Source organism: Enterobacter sp. SM3 (assembly GCF_009811935.2).
GTDB lineage: Bacteria > Pseudomonadota > Gammaproteobacteria > Enterobacterales > Enterobacteriaceae > Enterobacter > Enterobacter asburiae_D.
This window is the reverse complement of record NZ_CP099971.1, coordinates 2,670,855-2,696,683: the sequence shown is the minus strand read 5'-3', so window position 1 is coordinate 2,696,683 and position 25,829 is coordinate 2,670,855. Positions and strand designations below refer to the sequence as shown.

General features: G+C 54.1%; 24 protein-coding genes. 8 read left to right on the top strand and 16 right to left on the bottom strand.

Annotated features, from left to right (window positions below; all coding sequences use genetic code 11):
• The first annotated feature begins 61 nt into the window (after positions 1-61).
• The 5 genes from pgpB (at position 62) to yciH (ending at position 3,711) form a co-directional block, all read left to right on the top strand.
• On the top strand, positions 62-829 hold the full coding sequence (gene pgpB / locus GVO84_RS12705) for a phosphatidylglycerophosphatase B (RefSeq protein WP_121424395.1): 768 nt from the start codon (positions 62-64) through the stop codon (positions 827-829).
• Between the two features lie 148 nt (positions 830-977).
• Positions 978-1,286, top strand: coding sequence for a LapA family protein (locus GVO84_RS12700; RefSeq protein WP_023312067.1), 309 nt, complete (start codon positions 978-980; stop codon positions 1,284-1,286).
• Between the two features lie 6 nt (positions 1,287-1,292).
• Positions 1,293-2,462 (top strand): lipopolysaccharide assembly protein LapB, encoded by a 1,170-nt coding sequence (lapB, locus tag GVO84_RS12695; protein ID WP_023312066.1) that lies wholly within the window; start codon positions 1,293-1,295, stop codon positions 2,460-2,462.
• A 185-nt stretch (positions 2,463-2,647) separates the two neighbouring features.
• Positions 2,648-3,385: an orotidine-5'-phosphate decarboxylase gene (gene pyrF, locus GVO84_RS12690; protein ID WP_159514348.1), complete on the top strand. Its 738-nt coding sequence runs from the start codon at positions 2,648-2,650 to the stop codon at positions 3,383-3,385.
• Entirely contained in the window at positions 3,385-3,711 is a 327-nt protein-coding gene (gene yciH, locus GVO84_RS12685) for a stress response translation initiation inhibitor YciH (protein ID WP_023312064.1), read from the top strand. Before pyrF ends, yciH begins: the two co-directional genes overlap by 1 nt.
• Before the next feature lie 105 nt (positions 3,712-3,816).
• Here yciH and osmB read toward each other — a convergent pair whose 3' ends face one another.
• The 3 genes from osmB to GVO84_RS12670 form a co-directional block, all read right to left on the bottom strand.
• Entirely contained in the window at positions 3,817-4,035 is a 219-nt protein-coding gene (osmB, locus tag GVO84_RS12680; protein ID WP_008501216.1) for an osmotically-inducible lipoprotein OsmB, read from the bottom strand.
• A gap of 263 nt (positions 4,036-4,298) precedes the next feature.
• On the bottom strand, positions 4,299-5,051 hold the full coding sequence (locus GVO84_RS12675) for a DNA-binding transcriptional regulator YciT (RefSeq protein ID WP_023312063.1): 753 nt from the start codon (positions 5,049-5,051) through the stop codon (positions 4,299-4,301).
• Between the two features lie 43 nt (positions 5,052-5,094).
• The gene (locus tag GVO84_RS12670) at positions 5,095-5,277 is read right to left on the bottom strand and encodes a hypothetical protein (RefSeq protein WP_159514347.1); all 183 of its coding nucleotides are present in this window, start codon (positions 5,275-5,277) and stop codon (positions 5,095-5,097) included.
• A gap of 193 nt (positions 5,278-5,470) precedes the next feature.
• On the opposite strand from GVO84_RS12670, the gene GVO84_RS12665 reads away from it, so the two are divergent.
• Positions 5,471-6,340: a crotonase/enoyl-CoA hydratase family protein gene (locus tag GVO84_RS12665; protein ID WP_159514346.1), complete on the top strand. Its 870-nt coding sequence runs from the start codon at positions 5,471-5,473 to the stop codon at positions 6,338-6,340.
• Here GVO84_RS12665 and pdeR read toward each other — a convergent pair.
• From pdeR to GVO84_RS12630, 7 genes are all read right to left on the bottom strand, one after another.
• Positions 6,337-8,328, bottom strand: a complete 1,992-nt coding sequence (gene pdeR / locus GVO84_RS12660) for a cyclic di-GMP phosphodiesterase (protein ID WP_159514345.1) — start codon at positions 8,326-8,328, stop codon at positions 6,337-6,339. The genes GVO84_RS12665 and pdeR overlap by 4 nt on opposite strands.
• Before the next feature lie 322 nt (positions 8,329-8,650).
• Positions 8,651-10,585: an exoribonuclease II gene (locus GVO84_RS12655; RefSeq protein ID WP_159514344.1), complete on the bottom strand. Its 1,935-nt coding sequence runs from the start codon at positions 10,583-10,585 to the stop codon at positions 8,651-8,653.
• Between the two features lie 88 nt (positions 10,586-10,673).
• A complete protein-coding gene (locus GVO84_RS12650) occupies positions 10,674-11,660 on the bottom strand; it encodes a CMD domain-containing protein (RefSeq protein WP_159514343.1) in 987 nt (328 codons plus the stop codon).
• 153 nt (positions 11,661-11,813) lie between these two features.
• Positions 11,814-12,602, bottom strand: a complete 789-nt coding sequence (gene fabI / locus GVO84_RS12645) for an enoyl-ACP reductase FabI (protein ID WP_003856831.1) — start codon at positions 12,600-12,602, stop codon at positions 11,814-11,816.
• A 270-nt stretch (positions 12,603-12,872) separates the two neighbouring features.
• Complete coding sequence (locus GVO84_RS12640; protein ID WP_159514342.1) at positions 12,873-15,968, bottom strand: multidrug efflux RND transporter permease subunit; 3,096 nt, start codon at positions 15,966-15,968, stop codon at positions 12,873-12,875.
• 4 nt (positions 15,969-15,972) lie between these two features.
• Positions 15,973-16,884: an ABC transporter six-transmembrane domain-containing protein gene (locus GVO84_RS12635; RefSeq protein ID WP_121423961.1), complete on the bottom strand. Its 912-nt coding sequence runs from the start codon at positions 16,882-16,884 to the stop codon at positions 15,973-15,975.
• Positions 16,885-17,007: 123 nt separating this feature from the next.
• Complete coding sequence (locus tag GVO84_RS12630) at positions 17,008-17,418, bottom strand: transporter (RefSeq protein WP_159514341.1); 411 nt, start codon at positions 17,416-17,418, stop codon at positions 17,008-17,010.
• A 247-nt stretch (positions 17,419-17,665) separates the two neighbouring features.
• Between GVO84_RS12630 and GVO84_RS12625 the strand changes: the two genes are divergently transcribed.
• Both GVO84_RS12625 and GVO84_RS12620 read left to right on the top strand, forming a co-directional pair.
• Positions 17,666-18,370 (top strand): response regulator, encoded by a 705-nt coding sequence (locus GVO84_RS12625; protein ID WP_159514340.1) that lies wholly within the window; start codon positions 17,666-17,668, stop codon positions 18,368-18,370.
• Positions 18,367-19,431 carry an ATP-binding protein gene (locus GVO84_RS12620; RefSeq protein ID WP_159514339.1) on the top strand — a complete coding sequence of 355 codons (1,065 nt, stop codon included), beginning with the start codon at positions 18,367-18,369 and terminating at the stop codon, positions 19,429-19,431. The genes GVO84_RS12625 and GVO84_RS12620 overlap by 4 nt, the downstream gene beginning before the upstream one ends.
• On the opposite strand, the gene GVO84_RS12615 is transcribed toward GVO84_RS12620, so the two are convergent.
• The 6 genes from GVO84_RS12615 to sapA form a co-directional block, all read right to left on the bottom strand.
• On the bottom strand, positions 19,412-20,353 hold the full coding sequence (locus tag GVO84_RS12615; protein ID WP_159514338.1) for an ATP-grasp fold amidoligase family protein: 942 nt from the start codon (positions 20,351-20,353) through the stop codon (positions 19,412-19,414). The two genes, GVO84_RS12620 and GVO84_RS12615, sit on opposite strands and share 20 nt — an antisense overlap.
• A gap of 149 nt (positions 20,354-20,502) precedes the next feature.
• Positions 20,503-21,309 (bottom strand): putrescine export ABC transporter ATP-binding protein SapF, encoded by an 807-nt coding sequence (gene sapF / locus GVO84_RS12610; RefSeq protein ID WP_159514337.1) that lies wholly within the window; start codon positions 21,307-21,309, stop codon positions 20,503-20,505.
• Between the two features lies 1 nt (position 21,310).
• Positions 21,311-22,303 carry a putrescine export ABC transporter ATP-binding protein SapD gene (gene sapD, locus GVO84_RS12605; RefSeq protein ID WP_023335931.1) on the bottom strand — a complete coding sequence of 331 codons (993 nt, stop codon included), beginning with the start codon at positions 22,301-22,303 and terminating at the stop codon, positions 21,311-21,313.
• On the bottom strand, positions 22,303-23,193 hold the full coding sequence (sapC, locus tag GVO84_RS12600; RefSeq protein ID WP_032656751.1) for a putrescine export ABC transporter permease SapC: 891 nt from the start codon (positions 23,191-23,193) through the stop codon (positions 22,303-22,305). Before sapC ends, sapD begins: the two co-directional genes overlap by 1 nt.
• A complete protein-coding gene (gene sapB, locus GVO84_RS12595) occupies positions 23,180-24,145 on the bottom strand; it encodes a putrescine export ABC transporter permease SapB (protein WP_159514336.1) in 966 nt (321 codons plus the stop codon). The genes sapC and sapB overlap by 14 nt, the downstream gene beginning before the upstream one ends.
• Positions 24,142-25,782, bottom strand: a complete 1,641-nt coding sequence (gene sapA, locus GVO84_RS12590) for an ABC transporter substrate-binding protein SapA (protein ID WP_159514335.1) — start codon at positions 25,780-25,782, stop codon at positions 24,142-24,144. The genes sapB and sapA overlap by 4 nt, the downstream gene beginning before the upstream one ends.
• Positions 25,783-25,829 lie beyond the last annotated feature (47 nt).

The following is a 25,829-nucleotide window of genomic DNA, read 5'->3' as shown; positions in this document are numbered from 1 at the left end:
ATATCCACCCAAAGGATTAATTTCAGTTATGATTGTGACGCTTAGCGAAAAAGGAGAAGACATGCTTTCAATCGCCAGACGTACGGCAGCAGGCGCGGCCATTTTACTGATTATGCCTTTGGCCGTTTGGGTATCCGGCTGGATGTGGCAGCCCGGGCAGAATGCTACGTGGCTTAAAACATTGTATTGGGTTACGGAAACGGTCACCCAGCCCTGGGGCATTATTACCCACGTCATCCTCTGCGGCTGGTTTCTGTGGTGCCTGCGCTTTCGACTGCGTGCGGCGCTGATGCTCTTTGCCATCCTCGGTGGGGCAATCGTTATTGGTCAGGGCCTGAAGTCATGGGTAAAAGACAACGTTCAGGAGCCAAGGCCGTTTGTCGTCTGGCTGGAAAAAGCACACCATGTTCCGGTGGATGAGTTCTACACTTTAAAGCGTAAAGATCGCGGCGCGCTGGTGAAAGAACAGCTTGCGGAACAGGAAGATATTCCAAAATTCCTGCGTAAACACTGGCAGAAAGAGACCGGGTTTGCGTTTCCTTCCGGTCATACCATGTTTGCGGCCAGCTGGGCGCTGCTGGGGGTCGGGCTGCTTTGGCCGAGGCGTCGCACGATCACCATCGCGGTGTTACTGGTTTGGGCGACAGGGGTAATGGGCAGCCGCTTGCTGCTGGGGATGCACTGGCCGCGGGATCTGGTGGTCGCCACGCTGATCTCATGGCTGCTGGTGACGCTGGCCACCTGGCTTGCTGAACGATTCTGCGGCCCGCTAACGCCACCGCCGGAAGAGAAAGAAGAAATAGCCGAAAGGGACCAAACCGACGCTTGACGGTTGATATTCCGCATTTTGCCCATAGATCCATGACCTGCGCGTCACTTTTTCCGTTTCGCGCTCGTCGCTAAAATGGTAGTTTATAAGGCTGATTGCGGTGAATTGAACACACTTTATTCGCTTGAACCACATAACGGGAAGTAATGTGAAATATTTACTCATTTTCTTACTGGTATTGGCGATTTTTGTCATTTCAGTCACGTTGGGTGCACAAAACGATCAGCAGGTGACGTTTAACTATCTGCTGGCTCAGGGTGAGTATCGCGTCTCGAGCCTGCTGGCGGTCTTATTTGCTGCTGGCTTTGCCATTGGCTGGCTGGTTTGCGGTCTGTTCTGGCTGAAAGTCCGTGTTTCTCTTGCGCGCGCTGAACGTAAAATTAAGCGACTCGAAAATAACATTGCCCCTGCGTCTGACATCCCGGAAAGCTCTGGTGTGCCGGTCGTGAAGGAATAATCGACTATGCTGGAGTTGTTGTTTCTGCTTTTGCCTGTAGCCGCAGCCTATGGCTGGTATATGGGCCGCAGAAGTGCGCAACAAACAAAACAGGATGAGGCCAACCGTCTCTCCCGCGACTACGTTGCGGGGGTAAACTTCCTCCTGAGCAATCAGCAGGACAAAGCGGTAGACCTGTTCCTCGATATGCTAAAAGAGGATACGGGGACGGTTGAAGCGCATCTCACCCTGGGTAACCTGTTCCGCTCGCGCGGCGAGGTCGATCGCGCCATTCGTATTCACCAGACCCTGATGGAAAGCGCCTCGCTGACCTACGATCAACGTCTCCTTGCGGTACAACAGCTGGGGCGGGATTACATGGCCGCAGGGTTGTACGATCGCGCAGAAGATATGTTCGCGCAGCTGGTGGACGAAACAGATTTCCGCATCGGCGCGCTGCAGCAGCTCCTGCAGATTTATCAGGCCACCAGCGACTGGCAGAAAGCCATTGATACCGCCGAACGTCTGGTGAAGCTGGGTAAAGATAAGCAGCGCGTTGAGATAGCCCATTTCTACTGTGAGCTTGCGCTTCAGCAGATGGGCAACGACGACATGGATAAAGCCATGGCACTGCTGAAGAAAGGCGCCGCCGCGGATCGCAACAGCGCGCGAATCTCCATCATGATGGGGCGCGTCTTTATGGCGAGTGGCGACTACGCCAAAGCCGTTGAAAGCCTGCTGCGGGTTATCGACCAGGACAAAGAGCTGGTCAGTGAAACGCTGGAAATGCTGCAAACCTGCTATCAACAGCTCGACAAGCAGGAAGAGTGGGTAGCATTCCTGCGTCGTTGCGTGGAAGAAAATACCGGCGCCACCGCTGAACTGATGCTATCAGACGTTGTTGAGCAGTATGAGGGAAGCGACACCGCGCAGGTTTATATTACGCGTCAGCTGCAGCGCCATCCGACCATGCGGGTGTTCCATAAGCTGATGGATTACCACCTGAACGACGCAGAAGAAGGGCGCGCCAAAGAGAGCCTGATGGTGCTGCGCGACATGGTTGGCGAGCAGGTGCGCAGCAAGCCGCGCTATCGTTGCCAGAAGTGTGGTTTTACCGCCTATACGCTCTACTGGCACTGTCCTTCCTGCCGCGCCTGGTCCACCATTAAGCCAATTCGAGGCCTGGACGGGCAGTAATTTTTTAAAACATCCCATTTTAGTTACAACATACTGATGGCTTTTACCACACGCCGTGCATCGTGCGGTTTGCCGGCCTGGCAGGCGCGTAAATGGATCCTGTCAATTTGCGGCGTCGGCAGGTAGAATGCTGGCCGTTTATCTGTTCCGCGCCGCTGCGCGCCCATAGACGAAAAGGGCTGGTCATGACGTCTGTTACATCCTCCACTTCCCGCGTAATTACGGATTCTCCTGTTGTTGTTGCGCTTGATTACAATAAGCGTGACGCCGCACTGGCGTTTGTCGACGGCATTGACCCTCGCGACTGCCGTCTGAAAGTTGGCAAAGAGATGTTCACGCTGTTTGGACCGCAAATCGTTCGCGATCTGCAGCAGCGCGGCTTTGACGTTTTCCTCGATCTCAAATTCCACGATATCCCGAATACCACGGCGCACGCCGTTGCCGCAGCCGCAGAGCTGGGCGTATGGATGGTCAACGTCCATGCATCGGGTGGGGCCAGAATGATGACGGCCGCCCGTGAGGCGCTCCTGCCGTTCGGTAAAGATGCACCGTTGCTGATTGCGGTCACCGTGCTGACCAGTATGGACGAAAACGATTTACGCGACCTGGGCGTGACGTTGTCACCCGCCGAGCATGCCGAACGTCTCGCGCGTCTGACGCAGCAGTGCGGCCTGGATGGCGTTGTTTGCTCCGCGCAGGAAGCGGTACGTTTCAAATCAGCGCTGGGCAAGGATTTTAAACTGGTCACGCCGGGGATTCGTCCTGCAGGCAGCGACGTGGGCGATCAGCGCCGCATTATGACGCCTGAGCAGGCGCTGGCTGCCGGTGTTGACTACATGGTTATTGGGCGTCCGGTGACGCAGTCTGCAAACCCGGCTGAGACGCTTAAAGCTATCAACGCATCGCTGAAAAAGGGGGCGTAATGACCGATTCCAACAGCCGTCTGGTCTATTCAACCGATAGCGGGCGTATAGATGAGCCGAAAGCGAAAGTGGAACGTCCTAAGGGAGACGGCATCGTTCGGATCCAGCGCCAGACCAGTGGACGAAAAGGGAAAGGGGTTTGCCTTATCTCCGGCATTGACCTGGATGATGCGGAACTGGCAAAGCTGGCGGCCGAATTGAAAAAGAAATGCGGCTGCGGCGGTGCCGTGAAAGACGGCATTATTGAAATCCAGGGCGATAAGCGCGATTTAATAAAATCTCTGCTGGAAGCCAAAGGGATGAAAGTCAAACTGGCAGGCGGCTAAAATAAATGAGCCACGGCAAATGCCGTGGCTCGTGTTATATACGTGCGTATGTCAGACCTGAAATGCGTTCAAATATCTCAATGCCGGGGAAGGCTTAGATAATAATTATTTGCCAACCTGGTGACCGATAATACCACCGACAGCAGCGCCACCTAATGTACCCAGCGTACTACCATCCGTTAATACTGCACCACCGAGAGCACCGGCACCGGCACCAATCGCGGTGTTACGGTCACGTTTAGACCAGTTAGAGCACGCGCTCAGGGACATTGCTACAGTGATTGCCAGAACAGCGGCGGCTAATTTTTTGCTGGTTAAGGTCATAATACTTTCTCCTGAATTATCGATTCACGGAAAGATGTACACGTTAAGTATAGACGAATCGAATACTTAATTCTGTTCTCCGTGAAAGCTGGTCGCGCAGGCGTTACGTAATCACGCAGGTGATAGTCACTTCCTGTTATATCGCTAACATTAATTTTACGACTTTAATGCAGGTTAAACAGGTAAAAACTCTTAAAGAAGTACCAGGAATCATCTCAGAGAAAGAAGGGCGTGTGCGCCCGAAATTCGGGCGCGGAGGGGACTCAGGCGGTCGTTTTAATAATATTGACGATCAGTCCGTCATCTTCCAGCTTATTACGGTGCGCGTCGCTCAATCTTTCGTCGGTAATCACGCGGCTAAAGCGTGAAACGGGGCCCATCGTATAAGGATGAACGGCGCCAAATTTAGAGCTGTCGGTGAGCACAATGGCTTCACACTCTTTTTCCAGCACGGCATTCACGACGTCAGAGCGCATCATATCCCGGCCGGTAAAACCTGTCTCCGGCTGCCAGCCGTCAATTCCGATGAAGGCCTTGCTGAAATGAACCTGCTGGACATACTGACGGGTCAGCGGGCCTACCATGCTTTCACTTTTTTTCTGGTAAATACCGCCGAGCAGAATTACCTCGCAGCGCGTCTCTTTGAGCAAATGCGCGATATAGCTGCTGACGGTAATGATAGTAACGTCCTTTTGATCGGCAAGCGTGCGCGCCAAAAGGGCATTACTGCTGCCGTTTTCAATAAAGACGGTCTCACCGTTGTTCACCAGGGACGCGGCAAACTCCGCCAGTTCACGTTTGAGAGCGTAGTTATTCATCATGCGCGTCTCCACGTCATCGCTGTCCAGCGGGACAGCATATCCGTGCGCGCGACGCAGGTAGCTCTGTTTTTCCAGCAGATTAAGATCCTGACGGATTGTGACTTCAGACACGCCGGTGGTTTTAGCGAGATCGACTACGCTTACGCGTCCCTGATCGATGACCATCTGCAAAATGAGTTGTTGTCGGGAATTCATAGCATCCATTTACTAAAGCGAAACGAGGTCGGAAACGGTGGGATTAAACTTCCCACGGCGCTTTTGGCTGTCTGTTTTCAGGCACATTGTCAGCACCATTCTGAGCAAGAAGTTCAGACTTCAGGATCTCGAGATTACGGATAGCAGAGTGATAATCGCCCGCCACCAGGATATCCAGCACGGTATCAATTCGTTGTGCTACAGCTTGTGCGTCAATAGTAGACATAATCTCACCCCAGGCGCGAAAAGTTAATATTTTCAATGATGCAGAAATTAGGTTCAAAAGAGAAGGGAAAAAATGCAATAACTAAATTACATAAACGTAAGTGATAAATTTATTCCCCCTCATGCAGCGGGCTTATTGAGTGGATTAGTCTAAAACTGCGCGCAAGGCGCTTTTTTATAAGAGGAATTAGACTATGACAGTTATCAATCAGCCTACCTGCACACTGTTTACCGATACTGAACGGTTCACGCAGCTGTCAGGGTATTACGAGGCGGAGCGTCACACGGTCTGGATGATGCTGCGGGCTCAGCCACGCCCTTGCTTTAACCATGCGTTAATTGAGGAGATCATGAACTTTTCATGGCTGGTTCGCCAGTCAGGTTTTGCGGTTGATTTTTGGGTAACCGGTTCGCTGGTTCCTGAAATGTACAATGTGGGCGGTGACTTACAGTTCTTCGTCGAGTGCATTCAGAACGGACGTCGGGAAGCGTTACGGGCGTACGCTCGCGCCTGCGTTGATTGCGTCCATACGGCCTCACGGGGGTTTGATACGGGGGCCATCTCTCTGGCAATGGTCGAAGGCAGTGCGTTAGGGGGCGGGTTTGAGGCCGCTCTGGCGCACCATTTCGTCCTGGCTCAGCGCGATGCCCGTCTGGGTTTCCCGGAGATTGCCTTCAACCTGTTTCCGGGTATGGGGGGATATTCCCTGGTTGCACGGCGTTCAGGCATGAAGCTGGCGGAGGAACTCATCTACAAAGGGGAATCCCATACGGCTGAATGGTACGAACAGCACGGGCTGGTGGATGTCCTGTTTGAACCCGGACAAAGCTATGTCTCCACCCGAACCTTCATCGATACGCTGCGGCCAAAACTGAATGGCGTCAGGGCGATGCTGCGCGCCCGTACGCGCGTTCTGCAATTGCCCCGCAGTGAACTGATGGACATCACGGAAGACTGGGTAGATGCTGCTTTCTGCCTGGAGCCGAAAGATATCGCCTACATGGAGCGTCTGGTCACGCTGCAAAACCGCCATCACGCGGCGGGCCTGCATAAAGCCAGTTAACGTTGATTTCGCGCTTGATATCGTTTTAGCCATCGCTCGAATGCGGCAGCGGGCATCGGCTTAGCAAACAGAAAACCCTGCCGTTCGTTGACGCCGTTCTTGGTGAGAAAGGCGTCTTCTTTTGCACTTTCCACCCCTTCGGCAATCACCTGCAGATTTAACGCCTGCGCCACCGCGACGATAGCACGCACCAGAGACTGGGAGATGGACTGCTTATGAATATCCCTGACAAAAGATTGATCGAGTTTAATGGCGTCGATAGGGAAGCGGGCCAGTTGAGAAAGGGAAGAGTAGCCGGTGCCAAAATCATCCAGATGAATTTGCGCCCCGAGTCGGCTGAACTGCTGGATCACGGACAGCGCCAGCTCTTCGTTCTCAATAAGACAGCTTTCGGTTAATTCGACGTCGACAGGGCAGTATTCAAAATTCAGATCCTTCAGCGCCTGCTTTAAGTCACTGAAGATGGTCTGGTCGGCCAGCTGGCGCGCAGAGACGTTCACCGCCACGCGCAGGTTTATTCCCTTATCGCGCCATTTCGCCACCTGGCGAACCACGTCGAGCATCACCCAGCGCCCCAGGGGCACAATCAACCCCGACTCCTCGGCATAAGAGATAAACTCCAGCGGCGGGATCAAACCGCGCTCTGGCGATTGCCAGCGGACCAGCGCTTCGAGGCTTCTGACTTCCCCGCGCCAGGTTATTTTCGGCTGATAGTGGATCAGAAGCTGATCGTTATCCAGGGCCTTACGCAGGTTGGTATCCAGCCAGAGATACTCAAACACGCGCTGGTTCATCTCGGGGGAGAAGACGCAGAACTTGCCCCGGCCGTTCTCCTTGGCGGTGTACATGGCGGTATCGGCGTTACGAATGACGCTTTCCCGGTCGTTCCCATGCTGCGGGGCGAGGGCGATACCCAGGGAGCAGCCGGTATAAATCTCAATCAGCCCGATTCGGAACGGCTGACGCAGACGGGTTAAAATGCGCGACGCCATCGCCTCCAGAGAGCCCTGCGAGGTATTGGTGGCCATGACGATAAACTCATCACCGCCAAGTCGCGCCAGCACCTGTTCCTCGTCCAGACAGCTTAAAATGGCGAGGGCGACGGCCTGTAACAGCTGATCGCCAAACATATGACCGTATGCGTCGTTGACCTTTTTAAAGTTATCCAGATCGAGATACACCACGCCCACCTGCGTGTCGCCACGGTTGTCGATGGCGTCAGAAATCAGGTCGTGGATCGCATTGCGGTTTGGCAGGCCGGTGATGGTATCGGTATTGGCCAGCACGCGCAGCCGCTCCTGAGCGCGGCGCTCCTCGGTAATATCGGTCCCGGAACAGATAAGGAAAATTTCATTTTTACCGCTGCCGCTGTGCACGAATTTGTTTCTGAACAGAAACAGACGCTGCCCTTTACGCGTTTTGATCCAGCGTTCGACTTCGTAGGAGCTGCCGTTGCGAAAAAAACCGGTAATGTTGCGCTTTGAAGCGGCCGCTTCGCTGCGGCTCATAAACAGCTTAAACACGTTCTGGCCAATGACTTCCTGCTCTTTCAGGCCGGTGTACTCTTCGCTAAGCCGGTTAAAACGCTGGATATTGCCGTGCCGATCGAGAATAACAATGACGGAATTAGCCTCAGAGACAACCTGTTCCGCAAATGAGAGCCCCTGGGCCAGATCGCGTGCCACGGAGGGCGTATCGTTCCAGGCGGAAGCGGTTCCGGCCCACTCGTTACGGGTAATTTTACGGCCCACAAGATGAACCGGAACATCTTCCCCGTACAGGGAGAGCGACATGGAAATGCTGGAGGTAATAACGGTTAAATGACGGATGAGATCGGCCTGTTCATCGCCCAGCGCCACGACCTGAGTGACATCGGCATTTTCGCTGGTGGAAAGGTGCAGAGCGTTGCTGTCGGCTGACAAGCGCCACCACGGGCTGTGAGTTCCCATGTAGCGAAACAGCAAATTCTGCTCCAGATCGTCCATCATGTTTTCTCCCGCAGCTTTCATTAGCGCACAAATTATTCATTTGCTGTCGACTTTTCCGTTGAGAAACAGCGGCAAAACCGAAGTGAACTTATTGTTTTTCCCTGTTTTCTTATAATAAAACGAGACAGGTTAAAAAGGATACTGAGCGTATAAAAATTCACGTAACCGAATATAACAACACTCTTTTACTGTAGATAATTATGGCGGGTTTGGGCGAAGGGAGGCTGAAAATAGTAAGGAAAAATAATGATTTTGTGGCGGGGGTAAAAAGAAAAATTGTCGGCCCTTCCGGAAAGGAAATGACCGACAATTGAACCGGTTATCAGGCGACAGGGCGCGCGATAATACTGCGGGTTTCCATGCGAACTTCAGCGATAGTTACGTCAATCACGTCGGTGACTTTGTAAACTGTTTCACCTTTAATTTGCACGGTACCGTTTTCCTGACTACAGACCATTTCGTCACGAACCGCATGCAGGAACGGCGCAGGAATAAACGCGACAGCACCGTTATCGACCAGGCGGACGCGCATGCCCCCGCGGCTGATATCGATGATCTCTGCGGCGAAACGGGTATCCGTACCGGCTTTATCCTGCAGGAAGCGTGCGTACAGCCAGTCTCCAACGTCACGTTCCGCCATGCGGTTCAGGCGGCGGCGATCGGCCATCTGCAGCGTGGTGTCCTCCTGAGGACGGGCAATGGTTTCACCTTTGATAATCGCTTTCAGCAGACGGTGGTTAACCATATCGCCATACTTACGGATCGGCGATGTCCAGGTGGCGTAAGCTTCGAGGCCAAGACCAAAGTGCGGGCCCGGCTCGGTACTGATTTCAGCGAAGGACTGGAAGCGACGAATGCGGCTGTCCAGGAAGCCCGACGGCTGCGCGTCCAGTTCGCGGCGAAGCTTGCAGAAGCCCGGCAGCGTCAGCACTTCTTCCGGATCGACGTGCACATCGTGATTCTTCAGCAGGGCCGCCAGCGCTTCGGTATTCGCCGGATCAAACCCTGTGTGGACGTTGTAAATGCCAAAGCCCAGCTTGTCGCGCAGCACGCGTGCGGCACAGATGTTGGCGGAAATCATCGCCTCTTCAACGATGCGGTTCGCAATGCGTCGCGGTTCGGCCACGATGTCCAGCACTTCGCCTTTCTCGCCCAGAACAAAGCGGTAGTCCGGGCGGTCTTTGAACACCAGCGCGTGGGTTTTACGCCACTCGCCGCGGTTCAGGCAGATGCGATGCAGCAGACGGATTTGCGCGGCAATGGCGTCGGATTCAGGTTTCCAGCTACCGGTATTTTCAAGCCAGTCGGAGACGTTATCGTAGGCCAGCTTGGCTTTCGATTCGATAGTGGCGGCAAAGAACTCGATGTCATCTTCAATCGCGCCATCTGCGGCGATGGTCATGCGGCAGGCAAGCACCGGGCGCACTTCGTTTGGACGCAGCGAGCAGAGATCGTCTGACAATTCGCGCGGCAGCATCGGAATGTTGAAGCCCGGCAGATAGTTGGTGAACGCACGGATTTTCGCCGCGTCATCAAGCTTGCTGCCTTCGGCAATCCAGGCGGTGGGATCGGCAATGGCCACGGTCAGATGCAGTTTGCCATCGGCGCTCTCTTCTGCGTACAGCGCGTCATCCATATCTTCGGTGCTGGCGCTGTCGATGGTGACAAACTCCAGCGAGGTGAGATCGCGGCGCGTCAGACCTTCGTCCTGCATCTCGGTCGCGACGCCGTTCGGCGCTTCTTTTTCAAGATTATGGCGTGCCAGCGTGACCCACCATGGTACGAAATGGTCTGCGCCAAAGGTGATGAACTGGGTCAACTCGGCATAAAAACCGCGATCGCCTTTCAGAGGATGACGGCGCATTTCTGCTACGGCCCAGTCACCTTCTTTAAAATCATGCTCAACGCCACGGGCGGCGCGGCAGGGAATGGCATCTTTCAGCAGGGGATGATCCGGCACGATAGAAAGACGATCGTTTTTTCCCTGCACCTTACCCACAAAACGGGTCAGGAACGGTTCGATCAGTTCTTCCGGCTCGGCAGACTCTCGGTCCTTCTCGGTATGAATGACGGCCATGACGCGATCGCCATGCATCACTTTCTTCATCTGCGGTGGCGGAATGAAGTAGCTTTTCTGCGCGTCAACCTCAAGGAAGCCAAAGCCCTTTTCCGTGGCTTTTACGACCCCTTCTGCACGCGGCGTCTGGGAATGCAGTTGCTGTTTAAGCTGCGCTAGCAGCGGGTTGTCCTGAAACATAATGTTCTATTTTCGTAGCCATTGAGCGGCTGACAGTTTTACGCGATTCTCACTGTCTCAGCAAGCGGTCTTTGGGTAATTAGTATGGTTATTCCTCTTTACCAAACGCGACTTTCAGACGATTGAGCCAGCCGTCAAACGCACTCTGGGTAAGCAGCGTGATGGCATGTTCGCCGGAGAGTCCTTGATCCGTGAGAGGGGTAAACTGCGCGGCGCTGAAGCGGTCCGGAGAGCGCGTCAGCAGTTCAACAGCAGCCGAAAGTGCGGGGGACGTCAGCGTGATCTCTTCACGGCTGTTTACCAGGATCTCTCCGGTCAGGTCGAGCAGCGACGGCTCATGGCAAAGGACCGGCGTCAGCGCCTCCAGCGCGGGTTCTGCCTGCCAGCGAGACAGCGACTCAAGCTGATGCGCACTCGCATAGCGCAGCTCGACGACGGGCAAAAGCGGCACCCACGCGGCGTGGCGCGCGGGCAGCGTGTGCGGCTGAATATGATGGCCTGGCAACCAGCGAACAGGATGTCCCAACAGCGCCTGAAAAATCGCGACGACGCGCGCCTGAAACCCGATAAACCCGATAATCTGGTTTATCACCACAATGTCATACGTTGACAGGCCCACCTCATCAAGCTGGCTCTGCGCTTTATCATCAATGACATCAGGGGAGCTGGCGAGCTGGCGGGCATACTGCGTAATTTGCGCCAGACGTCGGTTACTTTCGCGGGAGGAGTCCGGGCCGGGAAGCGGGGCGAGGAGGGCGGCGTAATGGTTACAGAGCCGCTGAACGCCACAGGCCTGTGCGACCGTTAGCGCGGTGCTGAGCCGATCGTAGGCGCTGAGCGTATGCAGGCGGTTCACGGGAATCGAGAGCGGAAACAGCTGGTGGCATAAGGCCCTGGCAGGGGTAAGCCAGCCAGAACAGGCGGCGACAATCTCATCAGGCAGGGCTAAATCGAGCAAAAAACGATCGTCGACGTTAGCGGCTTCGGGCACCAGAGGCAGAACATCTGTCTGCGCGTGGTTTGACTGGGTTTCGTGATACCAGTGGCCTTTGCCGGAAAAACGGCGTTGTTCCATGTGCGTTCCTTGATCTCAAAATGGCGATCAATATCCTGGCGTAAGGCAGATAAAGGGAAAAATATTGTTAGGTGATAACAAATAGCAGAACGGAATAACGAAGGGGTGGTGCGGGGGGAAAACTCTCTTCCCGGGCGGGAAGAGAGTCACAGCTTATTTGATTTCCAGCTCGTTCATTGCAGCGATGTTGAAGCCGCCGTCAACGTGAACCACTTCGCCGGAGATACCAGCGGAAAGGTCAGAGCACAGGAATGCTGCAGAGTTACCCACATCTTCAATGGTAACGGTACGACGAATCGGGGTAACCGCTTCGCAGTGTGCCAGCATTTTACGGAAATCTTTAATACCGGAAGCGGCCAGGGTGCGGATAGGACCTGCAGAGATGGCGTTAACGCGCACGCCTTCAGGACCCATTGCGTTCGCCATGTAGCGTACGTTCGCTTCCAGAGACGCTTTAGCCAGACCCATAACGTTGTAGTTAGGGATAGCACGTTCAGCGCCCAGGTAGGACAGGGTCAGCAGGGCTGCGCCCGGGTTCAGCATCGCGCGGCAGGATTTCGCCATCGCCACGAAGCTGTAGGAGCTGATGTCGTGAGCGATTTTGAAGCCATCACGGGTAACCGCGTTCACGTAGTCGCCGTCCAGCTGGTCGCCAGGAGCGAAGCCAATGGAGTGAACGAAACCGTCGAATTTCGGCCATGCTTTTGCCAGCTCAGCAAACATGCCGTCGATGCTTTCGTCTTGTGCAACGTCACATTCCAGAACAATGCTGGAACCCAGCTGCGCGGCAAACTCTTCAACACGGCCTTTCAGCTTGTCGTTCTGGTAGGTGAACGCCAGCTCAGCGCCTTCGCGATGCATTGCCTGTGCGATACCGTATGCGATGGACAGTTTGCTGGCAACGCCAGTTACCAGAATGCGCTTACCGGAAAGAAAACCCATAGCTTTAATCCTTATATTCATTGCTTATTTTGCCTTGTAATTCATAGCGTTACAGGCAGTATTTCAAAATCATTCGAAATTAGCTCGAAATTATAGCCCACTCACAGCCCCTTGTGTCACGATATTTCTCGCACTTCTCCGCAGACGCCAGCCCCGAAGAATGCACCGCGGAGTCGCGGGGGCTCAAAATTTCAGCATTCGTCCAGTATATCACCCGGCAACAGCTTCACCTCATCCAACCAGAGAGGGAGCGCGATTCCACCAGGGTATTCACGCTTTCCTGATGTTGTCGACAAAACGCGCAATGACGATAAAGAAAACCGGTACGAAAAAGATCGCGAGAAGCGTACCGCTGATCATGCCGCCAAATACGCCGGTACCGATGGCGTGCTGCGTACTGTCGCTCGCACCACTGGCCAGCATCAAGGGAACAACCCCTAAAGTGAAGGCTAACGATGTCATCAGAATGGGGCGCAGGCGCTGGCTGGCGGCGTGAACGGTTGCCGCCAGCAGGGGTTGCCCTTCGCGATGGAGCTGCCTGGCAAATTCAACAATCAAAATGGCGTTCTTGGCCGACAGGCCGATAAGCGTAATCAGGCCGACCTTGAAGAAAACATCATTCGTCATGCCGGCAACAGACACTGCTATCACCGCGCCGATAAGGCCCAGCGGAACGACCAGCATGACCGCAAAAGGAATAGACCAGCTCTCATACAGCGCGGCGAGAACCATAAATACGACCAGTATCGACAGGACGATAAGGCCCGGCAGCTGAGACTCCGATTTTCGCTCCTGCAATGAACTCCCGGCCCACTCGCCCGCCATACCCTGAGGTAAATCTCTGGACAAACTCTCCATAACCTTCATTGCGGTGCCGCTGGACTCTCCCGGGGCCGCACTTCCGGTAATGCGAATAGCAGAATATCCCTGGTAACGCGTCAACTGCTGCGGCGCAACGTTCCAGGAAAGCGTGGCAAACGTCGATACCGGTACCATCTGACCCATCCGGTTTTTCACTGATAACGTCAGTATCTGCTCAGGCTGCATTCGGTAGGGCGCATCGGCCTGAATGATCACCTGCTGAACGCGGCCGCTATTCGTATAGTCATTGACGTAATTTGAGCCCAGGGTGACGGAGAGCGTCTGGTTGATTTCATCAAATGAGACGCCCATCGCTTCCGCCTTTTCTCTGTCCACCTGGAGCGCAAGGCTTGTTCCTTCCGGAAGACCGTCTATATACACGTCACTCAGTTCAGGACGCTCATTGGCTTGCAGGACCAGCGCGTCGGCCGCGCGTTTTAGCGCCTCATAGCCCAGACCCGCTCTGTCCTGCACGTACCAGGTGAACCCCGAGGAGGTGCCCATATCCGAGATGGCCGGCGGGAGCAGGCTCATCGTGACGGCATCAGAGACGTTCGTCATGCTGGCCTGTATATGGTCGGCTTCGTTCTGGGCCGTCGAGCCCTGCCGGTTTTTCCAGTCCTTCAGCGTGGTGAACGCCATAGCCGAATTCGGCCCTGAACCTGAAAACCCAAACCCCAGGATCATAATGTTGCTTTCAATATCCGGCCGGGCTGCAATTTCCTCTTCAAATTTTTTAACCACGCTGAGGGTGCGCTGCATCGTGGCATCAGAAGGCAGCTGGATTGAGGACATAAAGTAGCCCTGATCTTCCTCAGGCAGAAAGGACGACGGTAACGAAGACAATCCTAAAAACAGCGCAGCACAAAGCGCAACGTACAGGAGCAGCATACGTCCGGTTCGCTTCAGAACGGCACCCAGACCTGCTTCGTAACAGACGGTGAGCGAACGGAAGCGCGCGTTAAACCTGGCCGCGAACCGTCCACTTCCGCTCTTTCCTGCCTTGTGCGGCTTGAGTAACGTTGCGCACAGGGCAGGGGTCAGCGTCAGGGCAAGAAACGCGGACAGCAGTATGGATACCGCCATGGAAATACAAAATTGTCGGTAGATAATCCCGACGGATCCTTCAGCAAATCCCATGGGGATAAAGACCGCGGTTAGCACCAGCGTGATCCCTATAATCGCCGGGGTGATTTCCTGCATGGCTTGCCGCGTGGCGTCACGCGGGGACAGGCTTTTTTCCTCCATCAGCCGTTCAACGTTTTCTACGACCACAATGGCATCATCAACGATAATCCCTATTGCCAGCACCATGCCGAACATCGTCAGAATATTGATGGAGTATCCGCTCAACAGCATCACCGTGAAGGTGCCAAGAAGTGCGACGGGAGCAACAATCGCCGGGATAAGCGTACAGCGTATCTTGTGCAGAAACAGCAGCATAACCAGGAAGACGAGGACCATCGCTTCCACAAATGTCTGAACAACCTTCACGATAGAAAGTTTCACAAACGGCGCGGTATCGAAGGGAACCGTAAACGTCATTCCGTCGGGTAACACCCGGGAAAGCTCGTCGATGCGCGCGCGCACGCCTGAAGCCGTACTCATTGCGTTGGCGCCTGGCGAAAGCTGAATTGCCGCCGCCGTTGCGGGCACGCCATTTTCGCGAATACCAAAGGCGTAGCTTTGCAGGCCAGATTCAATCCGTGCAATGTCGGACAGTTTCAGGCGGGCGCCGGATGCGTCAGATTTCAGGGTGATATTCCTGAACGCCTCGACCGAGGAGAGTTGTCCCTTCACGGTGATGGGATACGTTACCCCTTGTCCTGCAGCTGTGGGCTCATCTCCCGTTTTACCGGGCGAAACCAAGGCATTTTGCTGGCCAACGGCGGTAAGAACATCACTTACCGAAAGCCCATAGCTATGGAGCTTCATGGGATCCAGCCAGATGCGCAGCGCTTTTTCGCCACCAAACAGCTGAACTTTCCCTACGCCGGGCACGCGGCGAAGCTCGTCACTGACGTTTCTGGCAAAATAGTCACTTAAATCAGCTTCCTCAAATTGACCTGTCGTGGACTTCAGCCCCACCATCATCAAAAAGCCAGAGTTAGCGGCCTCGACGTTAATGCCGTTTTGTCTTACCGCCTGAGGAAGACGAGGCTCGACGATCTTAATCTGATTCTGCAGGTCCATCTGCGCCAGCTTGATGTCCGTGCCCGGTTTAAACGTGACGGTAATCGATGCCGAACCGGTTGTGTCACTGGATGATTCGAAGTAGAGCAAGTTATCGACTCCAGAGATTTCGCGCTCGATTAACGACACCACCGACGTATTCATGATATCGGGGCTGGCACCCGGGTAACTGACGGAAATAATGATTCCCGGCGGTGCCACCGCCGGATACTGCGCAACCGGTAAACGGGGAATAGACAGGAGTCCCGCCAGAACGATAAACAGCGCCACTACCCAGGCGAAAACGGGGCGTTCGATAAAAAAATGAGGCATTAAATTAACGTCCAGTTACGTGAATTTCATCATCAGTGGATACGCGTTTACCGATATCCCTGAGCTGCGAAAATTTCTCAAGAAGCTGCGGTGCGTCATCGAGGCTCGTCGCGAACATCCACATGTAGGTCATCACGGAATAAATATGCCCGGCGGTGATGCCGGTTGAGCGCGTCATCCAGACGATGGTCAGTGTAAAAAGCGCGGCAACAAGTACGCCAACCCACAAATAGCCCCACGCCTCGCGGTCAGATAATGCGATACGTAAACGCGCCAGCGTGGCGTAATGTCGGTGAAGGGTCGCCGTGCCAGCCTTATGAACATAATCCACTTCTTTTTCCAGCCGATTATTCAGGCGCATGAATAGCCATTCATTTTTACGGGCATATCCGGAGACAAATCCGAGCAGGATAAATACAATCGCAAAGCACATGACGCCGGCCCAAAATTCAATAAACAGCAACATGATGGCGGCACCAAAAAGTGAGCTCAGCGATGTAATCAGCAGGGGAAGGTGCATTTCAAAGAAATCCACATATTCGCGCGAGAGCGTGACTCTGGCGGCGATTGCCGAATGGTTTAGCTGATATTTGCGCTGTGCCAGGACGACGGATACCGCGAGTCCGGCATAAATGCGTGCAAACGTGCGCGTGTCAATGCTGCGTCTGGCCGCGCCGATGAACCACATACAAAGTACCATCAGGCCATACAGCGCGGCGTTAAGCGTCTCACCTGCGAGGATGGCATTTATCGCGATGCCTGCCAGAACGGGATAAAGTAAAAACGTCACGTTTTCGGCCACCACCAGGAAGAAAGTGACAGCCAGTTTTTTTCGGTGTCGTATCGCGAGTTTTTTAAGCGAGTGCATCACACCGGCAGGTTCAGAAGAACGAAGATTATTATTACGGTTCATCATTATGGGTAAGTCGTGTCAGACTTTTCAGTGAGTTATTTTTGTGCAAAAAAATGAGATAGAGAGTCTATCGCGAGCCTGTTTAGCTGACATGGGCGGTTTATGGAGGACGTGTGGAGCAGCGGCTCAAATCATTCTCATAATGAGGTACAGCGGTGCTCCGCCAAAAAAAATGATCAAATAACACTCGTAGTAAAAGACCAGATCCTCGAGATCGGGTATCGCGTTTAACAGCACGGTGAACGTAATAATGAGATAGACAAAAATCACTATTAGCCAGAAGGCGATGACAAGCAGCTCCGTCAACGCGCCAGCTTTATTTTGGATTATTAAAGAGACCACCGACAATGCGATGCAGCCATAGATAATAGGTGAAGAGAGCAGCGTCGAGGCGACTTTTTCATCCATTCTGTGCACCAGCACCAGCCAGGTATAAAGTAATCCCCAAGACAGCAGCAGAAACAGGGAATATATGCCCAGTTTTTTAGGAGAGAAATATTTTGAAAGTTCCATGTTCATTATTTCAGCCAACTTCATAAAATCTTTAAGAAACAGTGGTAATTTGCAACGCGCAATGCACAAAGGGCTATGCCTCAATAGCGATTATGAGCGGACATTGTCGAGTCTTTATTGACTGAATGTGTAGGCTGTGTGGAGAAATAACCGGGCATTTAAATCAACCAGGAAATTTTCGTGACCACGGCACTTTTTCGCGGAGGCTGTGTCTTATTGTGCTAAAGATATCTGATAGCGTGCTCAAAGGGATTTCACCCACGGAGATAAAATGCACAAAAATACGCTGATCCTTATTGTTGAAGATGAAGACGAAATCGCCGATATACTGATGAGCTACTTAGAGCGTTCGGGAATGAAAACGCTCAGAGCCAGGCAGGGCGAGCAGGCCATAACGCTCAATCGACTCCATAAACCGGATCTCATATTGCTGGACATTCACCTGCCCGTATGTGACGGCTGGAGCGTACTTACCACGCTTCGTCAGGAAAGTTCTGTCCCGGTCATTATGGTTTCCGCTCTCGATCAGGATGTCGATAAGCTCATGGGGCTGAGGCTGGGCGCGGATGATTACGTGATCAAACCCTTCAACCCTTCTGAGGTTGTCGCACGGGTTGAGGCGGTGCTGCGCAGAACAAAAACTGCGCTTCAGCAGGCGGGTTCCCTGCCGCTCAGAACGCCCTTTATTACGGTCTATCCGGATGATTTCTACGTGGAAGTCACCGTGGGAGAAGAGGTTATCTCCCCGGTATTAACAACGACCGAATTTAAATTACTTACCTGGCTGATGCGATATCCGCGAAAGGTCTGTTCCCGCGAAGAGTTACTCAACGCGTGTCTGCCGGAAGGTGACGCGCTCGACAGAACCGTCGACAGCCATATGAGCAAGCTGCGTAAAAAACTGGAGCTTGCCGGTCTTCACGGTGTTCCCGAGAGCATCAGAGGCATGGGCTACCGGCTTGGGGAAAAGAAATGAATAGAGAGTCTGTCCTGAGTCGTCAGATCTTAACGTATATGCTGTTGCTGACGTTTACGATAATTGCCATCGCCATACTCGGCTCCTGGTTTTTTTACTCCTTTATTCTGGATCACCTCCCGGGCGGCCCTGCTGCGGGCGATGACGAGCAGATGACGATGTGGGACTGGGTGTGGATTGGGACCGCGACTACGATCAGTATGATTATTGCCCTCTTTTTCACGGTCAAACTTTCATCGCGGATACTCACCCCGCTAAACGCGGTAGCGTCCAGCCTGAAAAGGATTTCTCAGGGCGATCTGGACGCCAGGGCATTTTGCGCCAGTTCCCGGCTGGGTGAGATCAATCACCTTGTGACGGATTTCAATGAAATGGCGGAAAAATTACAGACGCTGGATATTCAGAGGAAATCCTGGAATGCCGCTATTGCGCATGAGTTGAGAACGCCGGTAACGATCTTACGCGGACGGCTTCAGGGGTTGGTTGACGGTGTTTTTACCCCGGACCCGGTTCTGTTTAATAATCTTCTCAAACAGACGGAAGGGTTAACCCGTCTGATTGAAGATCTCCGGGTTGTCAGTTCGAATGGCGGGGCGGGATACACGCTGTGCCAGTCAAAAACGGATCTAAAAGGGACAATACAGAATGCACTCGATACATTCATGCCCGAGTTCAACCGTAAGGCATTTACCGTCAATACAGAACTGAGGGAGCAGCAATGCGTATTCGATCCGTTACGCATCAATCAGTGTCTGACCGTTTTATTTGACAATGCCTTACACTATTCAACCTCGCGCAAACTCATCGTGAAAAATGGCGTTTCTGATAAAGGCAATTATATCCTTATTCAGGACGGGGGACCGGGCATCCCCAGAGAGTTTCATGATTCCTTATTTCAGCCCTTTCAGCGCGATAATGGCGCCAGATGTGTGAACCCGGAAGGCTGTGGTTTGGGCTTGTCGGTGGTAAAAGCCATCATGCTGGCTCATGGTGGCGATGTTACCTATACCTTATCGACGCAAAACCACTCGATATTTAAGCTCACCTGGCCCGACTCGTGAGTTTCAGCTGCAGGTCAAATGCGCCTGCCGGCGATAAATGCCATATTTTTCCTAACTTAGCATCCCATTCCTGCGGGGTAATCGTCAGTTTACCGCGTCTCGGGCTTAGGGTTATTTCACTGAAATAGATTTCATCTTTCTTTAGCATCAGGTCAACGCGGCAGTAGTCAATTCCATCCGCCAGCTCCTGGGACGCCAGCAATGCCTGTCGGAACAAGACCGGTTCGCCTGGATCTGCTGAAGTATTCGGATATTCCATCTGAAAGGGTTGTAAGTTCCAGTGTCTGTCATAAACGTTGATAAAACCGTTGCCGTTATCATCCGTAAAATCCGCTTCAACATAGTGGGCAACGCCGTGAAAGCAATGGATCCGCAGCATTTCGGGCGTAGTGTTCCTGTCACCATCATCGAAGAGATCGACAAACGGCTCGCAAAGTATACTCGGCGTAATGTTTTTGTACTGCCATTCGCGCGTGGTGTAGTAAAGATTTTTCTTTAACGCGAGGCTCAGTTTTTTACACGCTTCCCTGTCATTAAATTGCGCTTTGTTTGTACATATTATTGTGCTGCCGCTGTCATGGTTGCACTTAAGGACGAATTTATCAGGGAGTACTGAAAAATCAATCTGCGACGGCCGGGAATAAACGCCAATTAATGGCACCGTTTTCACGCGCGTTGTTCTGGAGGAAACGTATGCCCGAACGGCGAGCTTATCGGCGAGCATCGTGTAGAGGTTATTATGGTCATAAACCAGACGATGACATATTTTTTCACTCAACGTCGTGGGTGATTGAATGTCAGGGGTTTTCCCGGATGTTTTCCTGAGCCTCACCGTATGAAAGTGCAGGTCCGTCATTAAAAATGAGCGGCATTTTCTGATGAGATACTCGGTGTATTTTAGAACGTAAGTGGTGGTGTTCATTTCTTCTCCTCCGTAATGTCCGGATATTCTGAAGAAGAACTGTTGATTTATTTTGCTTAGAATATGGAGCAGGAGTGGAGATGAAAAAGTTAAAGGATTAAACAGCGTGTAAAAGCTATTTAATCCTTATTGAACAGTGCAGCGTTTTTTTAACGGTCTTTGCGCCATGCATCGGCGGTTAATGCTTCGCCGAAATGACCGGCTATCAGTCGTTTCGTTAGCTCATGAAGCGGGGAGGCCATCACATCCGCCGTGCTGCCGCGCTCGACAACTTCTCCCTGGTGCATGACCATCACCTGATCGCTGATGTGCTTCATCATTCCCAGATGTTGGGTGACGTAGATATACGAGATCCCCTGTTTTTCCTGCAATTCCAGCATCAGGTTAATCAGCTGTGAGCGCATTGACATATCCAGCGAGGCAAGCGCTTCATCCGCAATGATCACTTTTGGCCGCAAAATCAATGCACGCGCCAGACCCAGACGCTGTTTCTGGCCGGGGGCCAGCATATGCGGGTAGTAGCTTTCGTGATCCGGTAACAGCCCAACCATACGCAGGGTTTCAAATACGCGCTTACGGCGCGCCTCCGGCTCCAGGTCGGTGTTCAGACGCAGCGGAAAATCGAGGATCTGCGAAATACGCTGGCGCGGATTAAGCGAGGTAGACGGATCCTGGAAGATCATGCGGATGCGCTGGCTGCGGAAAGAGTAATCGCCGAACGTCAGAGGATAATCGTCAATCAACACTTCGCCTGCAGTCGGTTCAACCATGCCGGCGAGCATTTTCGCCAGGGTGGATTTCCCGGAACCGTTCTCGCCGATGATCGCCAGGGTCTGTTTTTCACGCAGCGTAAAGCTCAGCGGCTTCACCGCATCGACAGTTTGACGATGAAACAGCCCCGTGCGGTAGCGAAAGGTCTTACTCAGGTTGCGAACTTCCAGTAAGGTTTCGACCATTTCACTCTCTCTCCATGTTCAGCGGGAAATGACAGGCGTAAAGATGATTTTTGGCACCGGTCAGGCGCGGCGTCTCGATACATTTACGCTGAGCATAAGGGCACCGCGGCCCCAGACGACAGCCTATCGGCAGGGATTCCAGCAGCGGGATCGCCCCCGGCAGGGTATTCAGGCGGCTTTTATGCGGCATGGCGCTGCCAAAATCCGGAATGGCGCGGATGAGCGCCTGCGTATACGGATGATGCGGGGCGTTAATCAGATCTTCACTCGGCGCGGTTTCGACCGTTTGCCCGCAATACATCACGTCAATTTTATCCGCCCATTTGCTGAGCATTTGCAGGTCATGGCTGATCAGCAAAATGGTGGTGTTGTTATTCTGGTTGAGGCGCGACAGCAGGCGGAAAATTTGCGCCTGCGTGGTGGGTTCCATCGCATTCGTCGGTTCATCCGCAATCAGCAGACGCGGCTGATTGGCCAGCGCGATGGCAATCATCACTTTCTGACATTCGCCGTCGGTCAGCTCATAAGGGAAGCTGCGCATCGCATCTTTGTGATCTTTAATCCCAACGCGGTGTAAAAGCTCAATGGCGCGACGCTTGCGCCAGCCAACGCGTTGCCACCAGCGGCCTTTATAGGTCCAGCCGGGAATGTTCTGCATAAGCTGCTTACCCACGCGTTCGGACGGATCGAGACAGGACTGCGGTTCCTGGAAAATCATCGAGACGTTATGTCCGACCAGCTTACGCCGCTCGCGGGGGGAGAGGCGCAGCAGATCGATATCATCAAAACGCATACGGTCTGCGGTCACGCGCCAGTTGTCTTTCGCCACGCCGCAGATAGCCTTGGCAATCAGGCTTTTTCCCGAGCCGGATTCCCCCACCAGCCCGCGAATTTCACCCTCCGCGAGGGTGATGCTGATGCGATCGACGGCTTTAACCCAGCCTTCACCGGTTTTGAATTCGATGGTGAGGTTGCGAATATCAAGAAGCGGCATTATTGCACCCCCGCGTTAATTGCACGGCGAATACCGTCGCCCAGCAGGTTGATGAGCAGCACGCTCACCATAATGGCCGCACCCGGCAGCATGACCGTCCACGGTGCCACGTAGATGAGTTCCAGCGCGTCGCCGAGCATCGCACCCCATTCGGGTGACGGCAGCTGTGCACCGAGGTCGAGGAAGCCGAGCGCCGCGATGTCCAGGATCGCCATCGACAGGGCGCGGGTGATCTCGGTGACCAGCCCGGCGGCGATGTTAGGCAGCACGGCAAACCACAGAATGTTGAAGGTCGTGGCGCCGTCCAGACGGGCTGCGACGACGTACTCTTTTTCCAGCTCATCATGCACCATGCTGTAAACCGAGCGCACGATGCGGGGCAGGATAGCCAGCCAGACGGCGAACATGGCATGCGACAGATGCGGACCGGCAAAGGCAACAACAATGATCGCCAGCAGCAGGGACGGGATCGACAGCAGCGTATCCAGAATGTGGTTAAGCACCGCCGAACGCAGGCCGTGCGTGGATCCTGCAAAAATACCAAGCGCCAGCCCACAGATCGTTGCCGCGAGCGTCACCACAAATGCGCCGCCCACCGTCGGGGCTGCACCGCTCAGCAGACGGCTCAACACGTCACGTCCAAGGTCGTCCGTTCCCAGGAAGAAAGAGACTTCGCCGTAGCGCGACCAGGACGGCGGCAGCAGCTGATAGCCAAGGAACTGCTGGTCGATGCCGTACGGCGCAAACCACGAGCCAAAGACGCAAAGCAACACCAGGCCGGCACAGCCGTAAAGGCCGATCATTGCGGTGGTATCACCATAGAATTTACGCCACACGGTGCGCAGCACACCGGGCGTGCGCTTTTCACTGTATACGCTATCGTAAGGCATACCATTCCTTATGCTTCAATGGGTTGGCCATGGCACCCAGAACATCGGACAACACGTTAACAATAATCACTAGCGAACCAATCACCATCACACCCGCAGAAATCGCGGCGTAGTCCTGCTGGCGGATGGCGTTAATCAGCCATCGCCCCAGGCCTGGCCAGCTAAAGACCATCTCGGTGATCATGGCCAGCGTCAGCATGGTGGAAAACTGTAATCCCAGACGCGGAATAACCGGCGGCAGCGCGTTGTGCAGGACGTTGCGGCGCAGTATGGTCAGGCGTGACAACCCGCGCGTGGCGGCGGCTTTGACGTAGTTCTGGTCAAATACCTCAATGGTGCTCAGGCGCATCAGGCGGATCACTTCAGTTGTCGGCGCAACCGCCAGGGTCAGCACCGGCAATACCATATGGCGCAGGGCGCTGACGATCATCTCATGGCGCCACACCGAATCGGACAGCCACGCGTCAATGATGGCAAAACCGGTCACCGTTTTAACCGTATAGAGCAGGTCAAAACGACCCGAAACCGGCAGCCAGCCCATCGTCAGCGAGAAGAACAGCGTCAGCAGCAGCGCCAGCCAGAAGACCGGGATGGAGAAGCCGAGCAGGGCGAGGGCGCTGATAAACTTATCCTGCCATTTATTGCGGTAGATCCCGGCCAGCATGCCCACGGGAATGCCAACCATCAGGGCAAATCCGAAGGCCAGAATGCACAGTTCCATCGTGGCCGGGAACACCTCTTTCAGCTGCTGGGAAATCAGCTGTCCGTTAATGCTGGACACGCCGAAATCCCAGTGCAGCAGCCCGTTAAACCAGAAGAGCCAGGCATCCCACAGGGACGACCCCTGGAGTGGGGCGTGGGGCGTGAAATAGCTCAGGCTGAAGCCGACAAAGTTCAGGAAAAAGAGCGTCACCAGCAGCAAAAGGAGCCGACGTAAGGTAAAAATAATCATGGTTTTTTCACCTCTTGTTCTTTTTCACGCGACACGCCGGCGAACGAGGCGTTGCCGAACGGACTCAGCACCAGACCTTTAATATCATAACGATAGGCCTGAAGACGCAGGGAAGAGGCCAGCGGCAGCACCGGCAGTTCCTGGGCAAGGATCTTCTGCGCTTCATCATAGGCGTCGATGCGTGAGGCCAACTGCTGGGAAGCCAGCGCTTTTTGCAGCACGGCGTCAAATTCCCGGTTACACCAGTGGGCGTAGTTGGTCTGCGAGTTTATCGCCGCACAGCTCAGCAGCGGCCGGAAGAAACTGTCCGGATCGTTACTGTCGGTCGCCCAGCCGGTCAGGGTTAAATCATGATTCATGTCCATCAGGCGCGCCTCCTGGAAACGGCCCTCAACCGGTACGATGATCACTTTCACGCCCACCTGCGCCATATCCGCCTGCAGCAGTTCGGCGGTCTTGAGCGGGCTCGGGTTCCACGCCTGGGAACTGGTTGGCACCCAAAGCTGCAGCGTGAGGTTTTCCGCCCCCAGCGCCTTCAGCTGTTCACGCGCTTTTGCCGGATTGTATTCCGTAATTTTAGCTTCACCGTCATAGGCCCACGAGGCGCGCGGTAAAATTGAGGCGGCGGTTTCCGCCGTGCCGTAGTAGATCGACTGCATCAAACGCTGGTTGTTAATCGCCAGCGCCAGAGCGTGACGAACGGCAGGATTATTCAACGGCGGCTTATCGGTGTTAAAGGCCAGATAAGCGATATTCATGCCGGGGCGCAACGTCAGACGCAGGCGCGGATCGTCGCGCAGAATGGTGAGCTGGCTGGCCGCGGGCCAGGCGAGCACGTCACATTCCCCTGTGAGCAGTTTCGACAGACGTCCTGTTCCACCTGAACCGAGATCGACTACCACCTGCGGCATCAGCGGGGTGCCGCGCCAGAAATGCTCATGGCGCTGCAGGCGAATATACTGCCCGGCGCGGTATTCGGCCAGCTGGAACGGACCGGTGCCGACCGGCTGACGATCGAGTAACTCCTGGCGATCCTTTTTCGTCAGGTTCGCGGCGTACTCAGCGGACATGACCGACGCATAGTGGGTCGCCAGGTGCCAGAGGAAAGAGGCATCCGGGCGCGTCAGCGAAAATTCTACCGTGCGGTTATCCAGCTTGCGCACGCTCTTGACGGTGTCGGCAAACTGCAGGCTGTCGAAATAGGGGAAGTTGCTGCCGTTAACGTTATGCCACGGGTGGTTGCGGTTAAAGATGCGCTGGAAGGTGAAGACCACGTCATCTGCGTTCAGCTTGCGCGTGGGGGTAAACCACGGTGTGCGCTGAAACGCGACGTCATCGCGCAGGTGAAAACGGTAGGTTGCGCCGTTATCCAGCACTTCCCAGCTTTCCGCAAGCTCAGGCACCAGACGATAGGTGTACGGGTCAACATCAAGCAGACGGTCGTAAAGCTGTGCGGCCAGGGTATCCACGATCAGGCCGCTGCCCGCTTTTTGCGGGTTGAAAGTATCCACCTGGCCGCTTACGCAATAGACGAAGCCGCTGTCACGAATGTCAGGCTGCGGAGTTAGCCCGGGCGCGGCAAAGGCCAGGCTGCTAAACAGACCGAGTGCAAAAAAGGACGATAAAACCAGACGCATAATTTTTAAGGTTTTTAGGTTCGATCTGCAAAGTGTATCGCACTTAC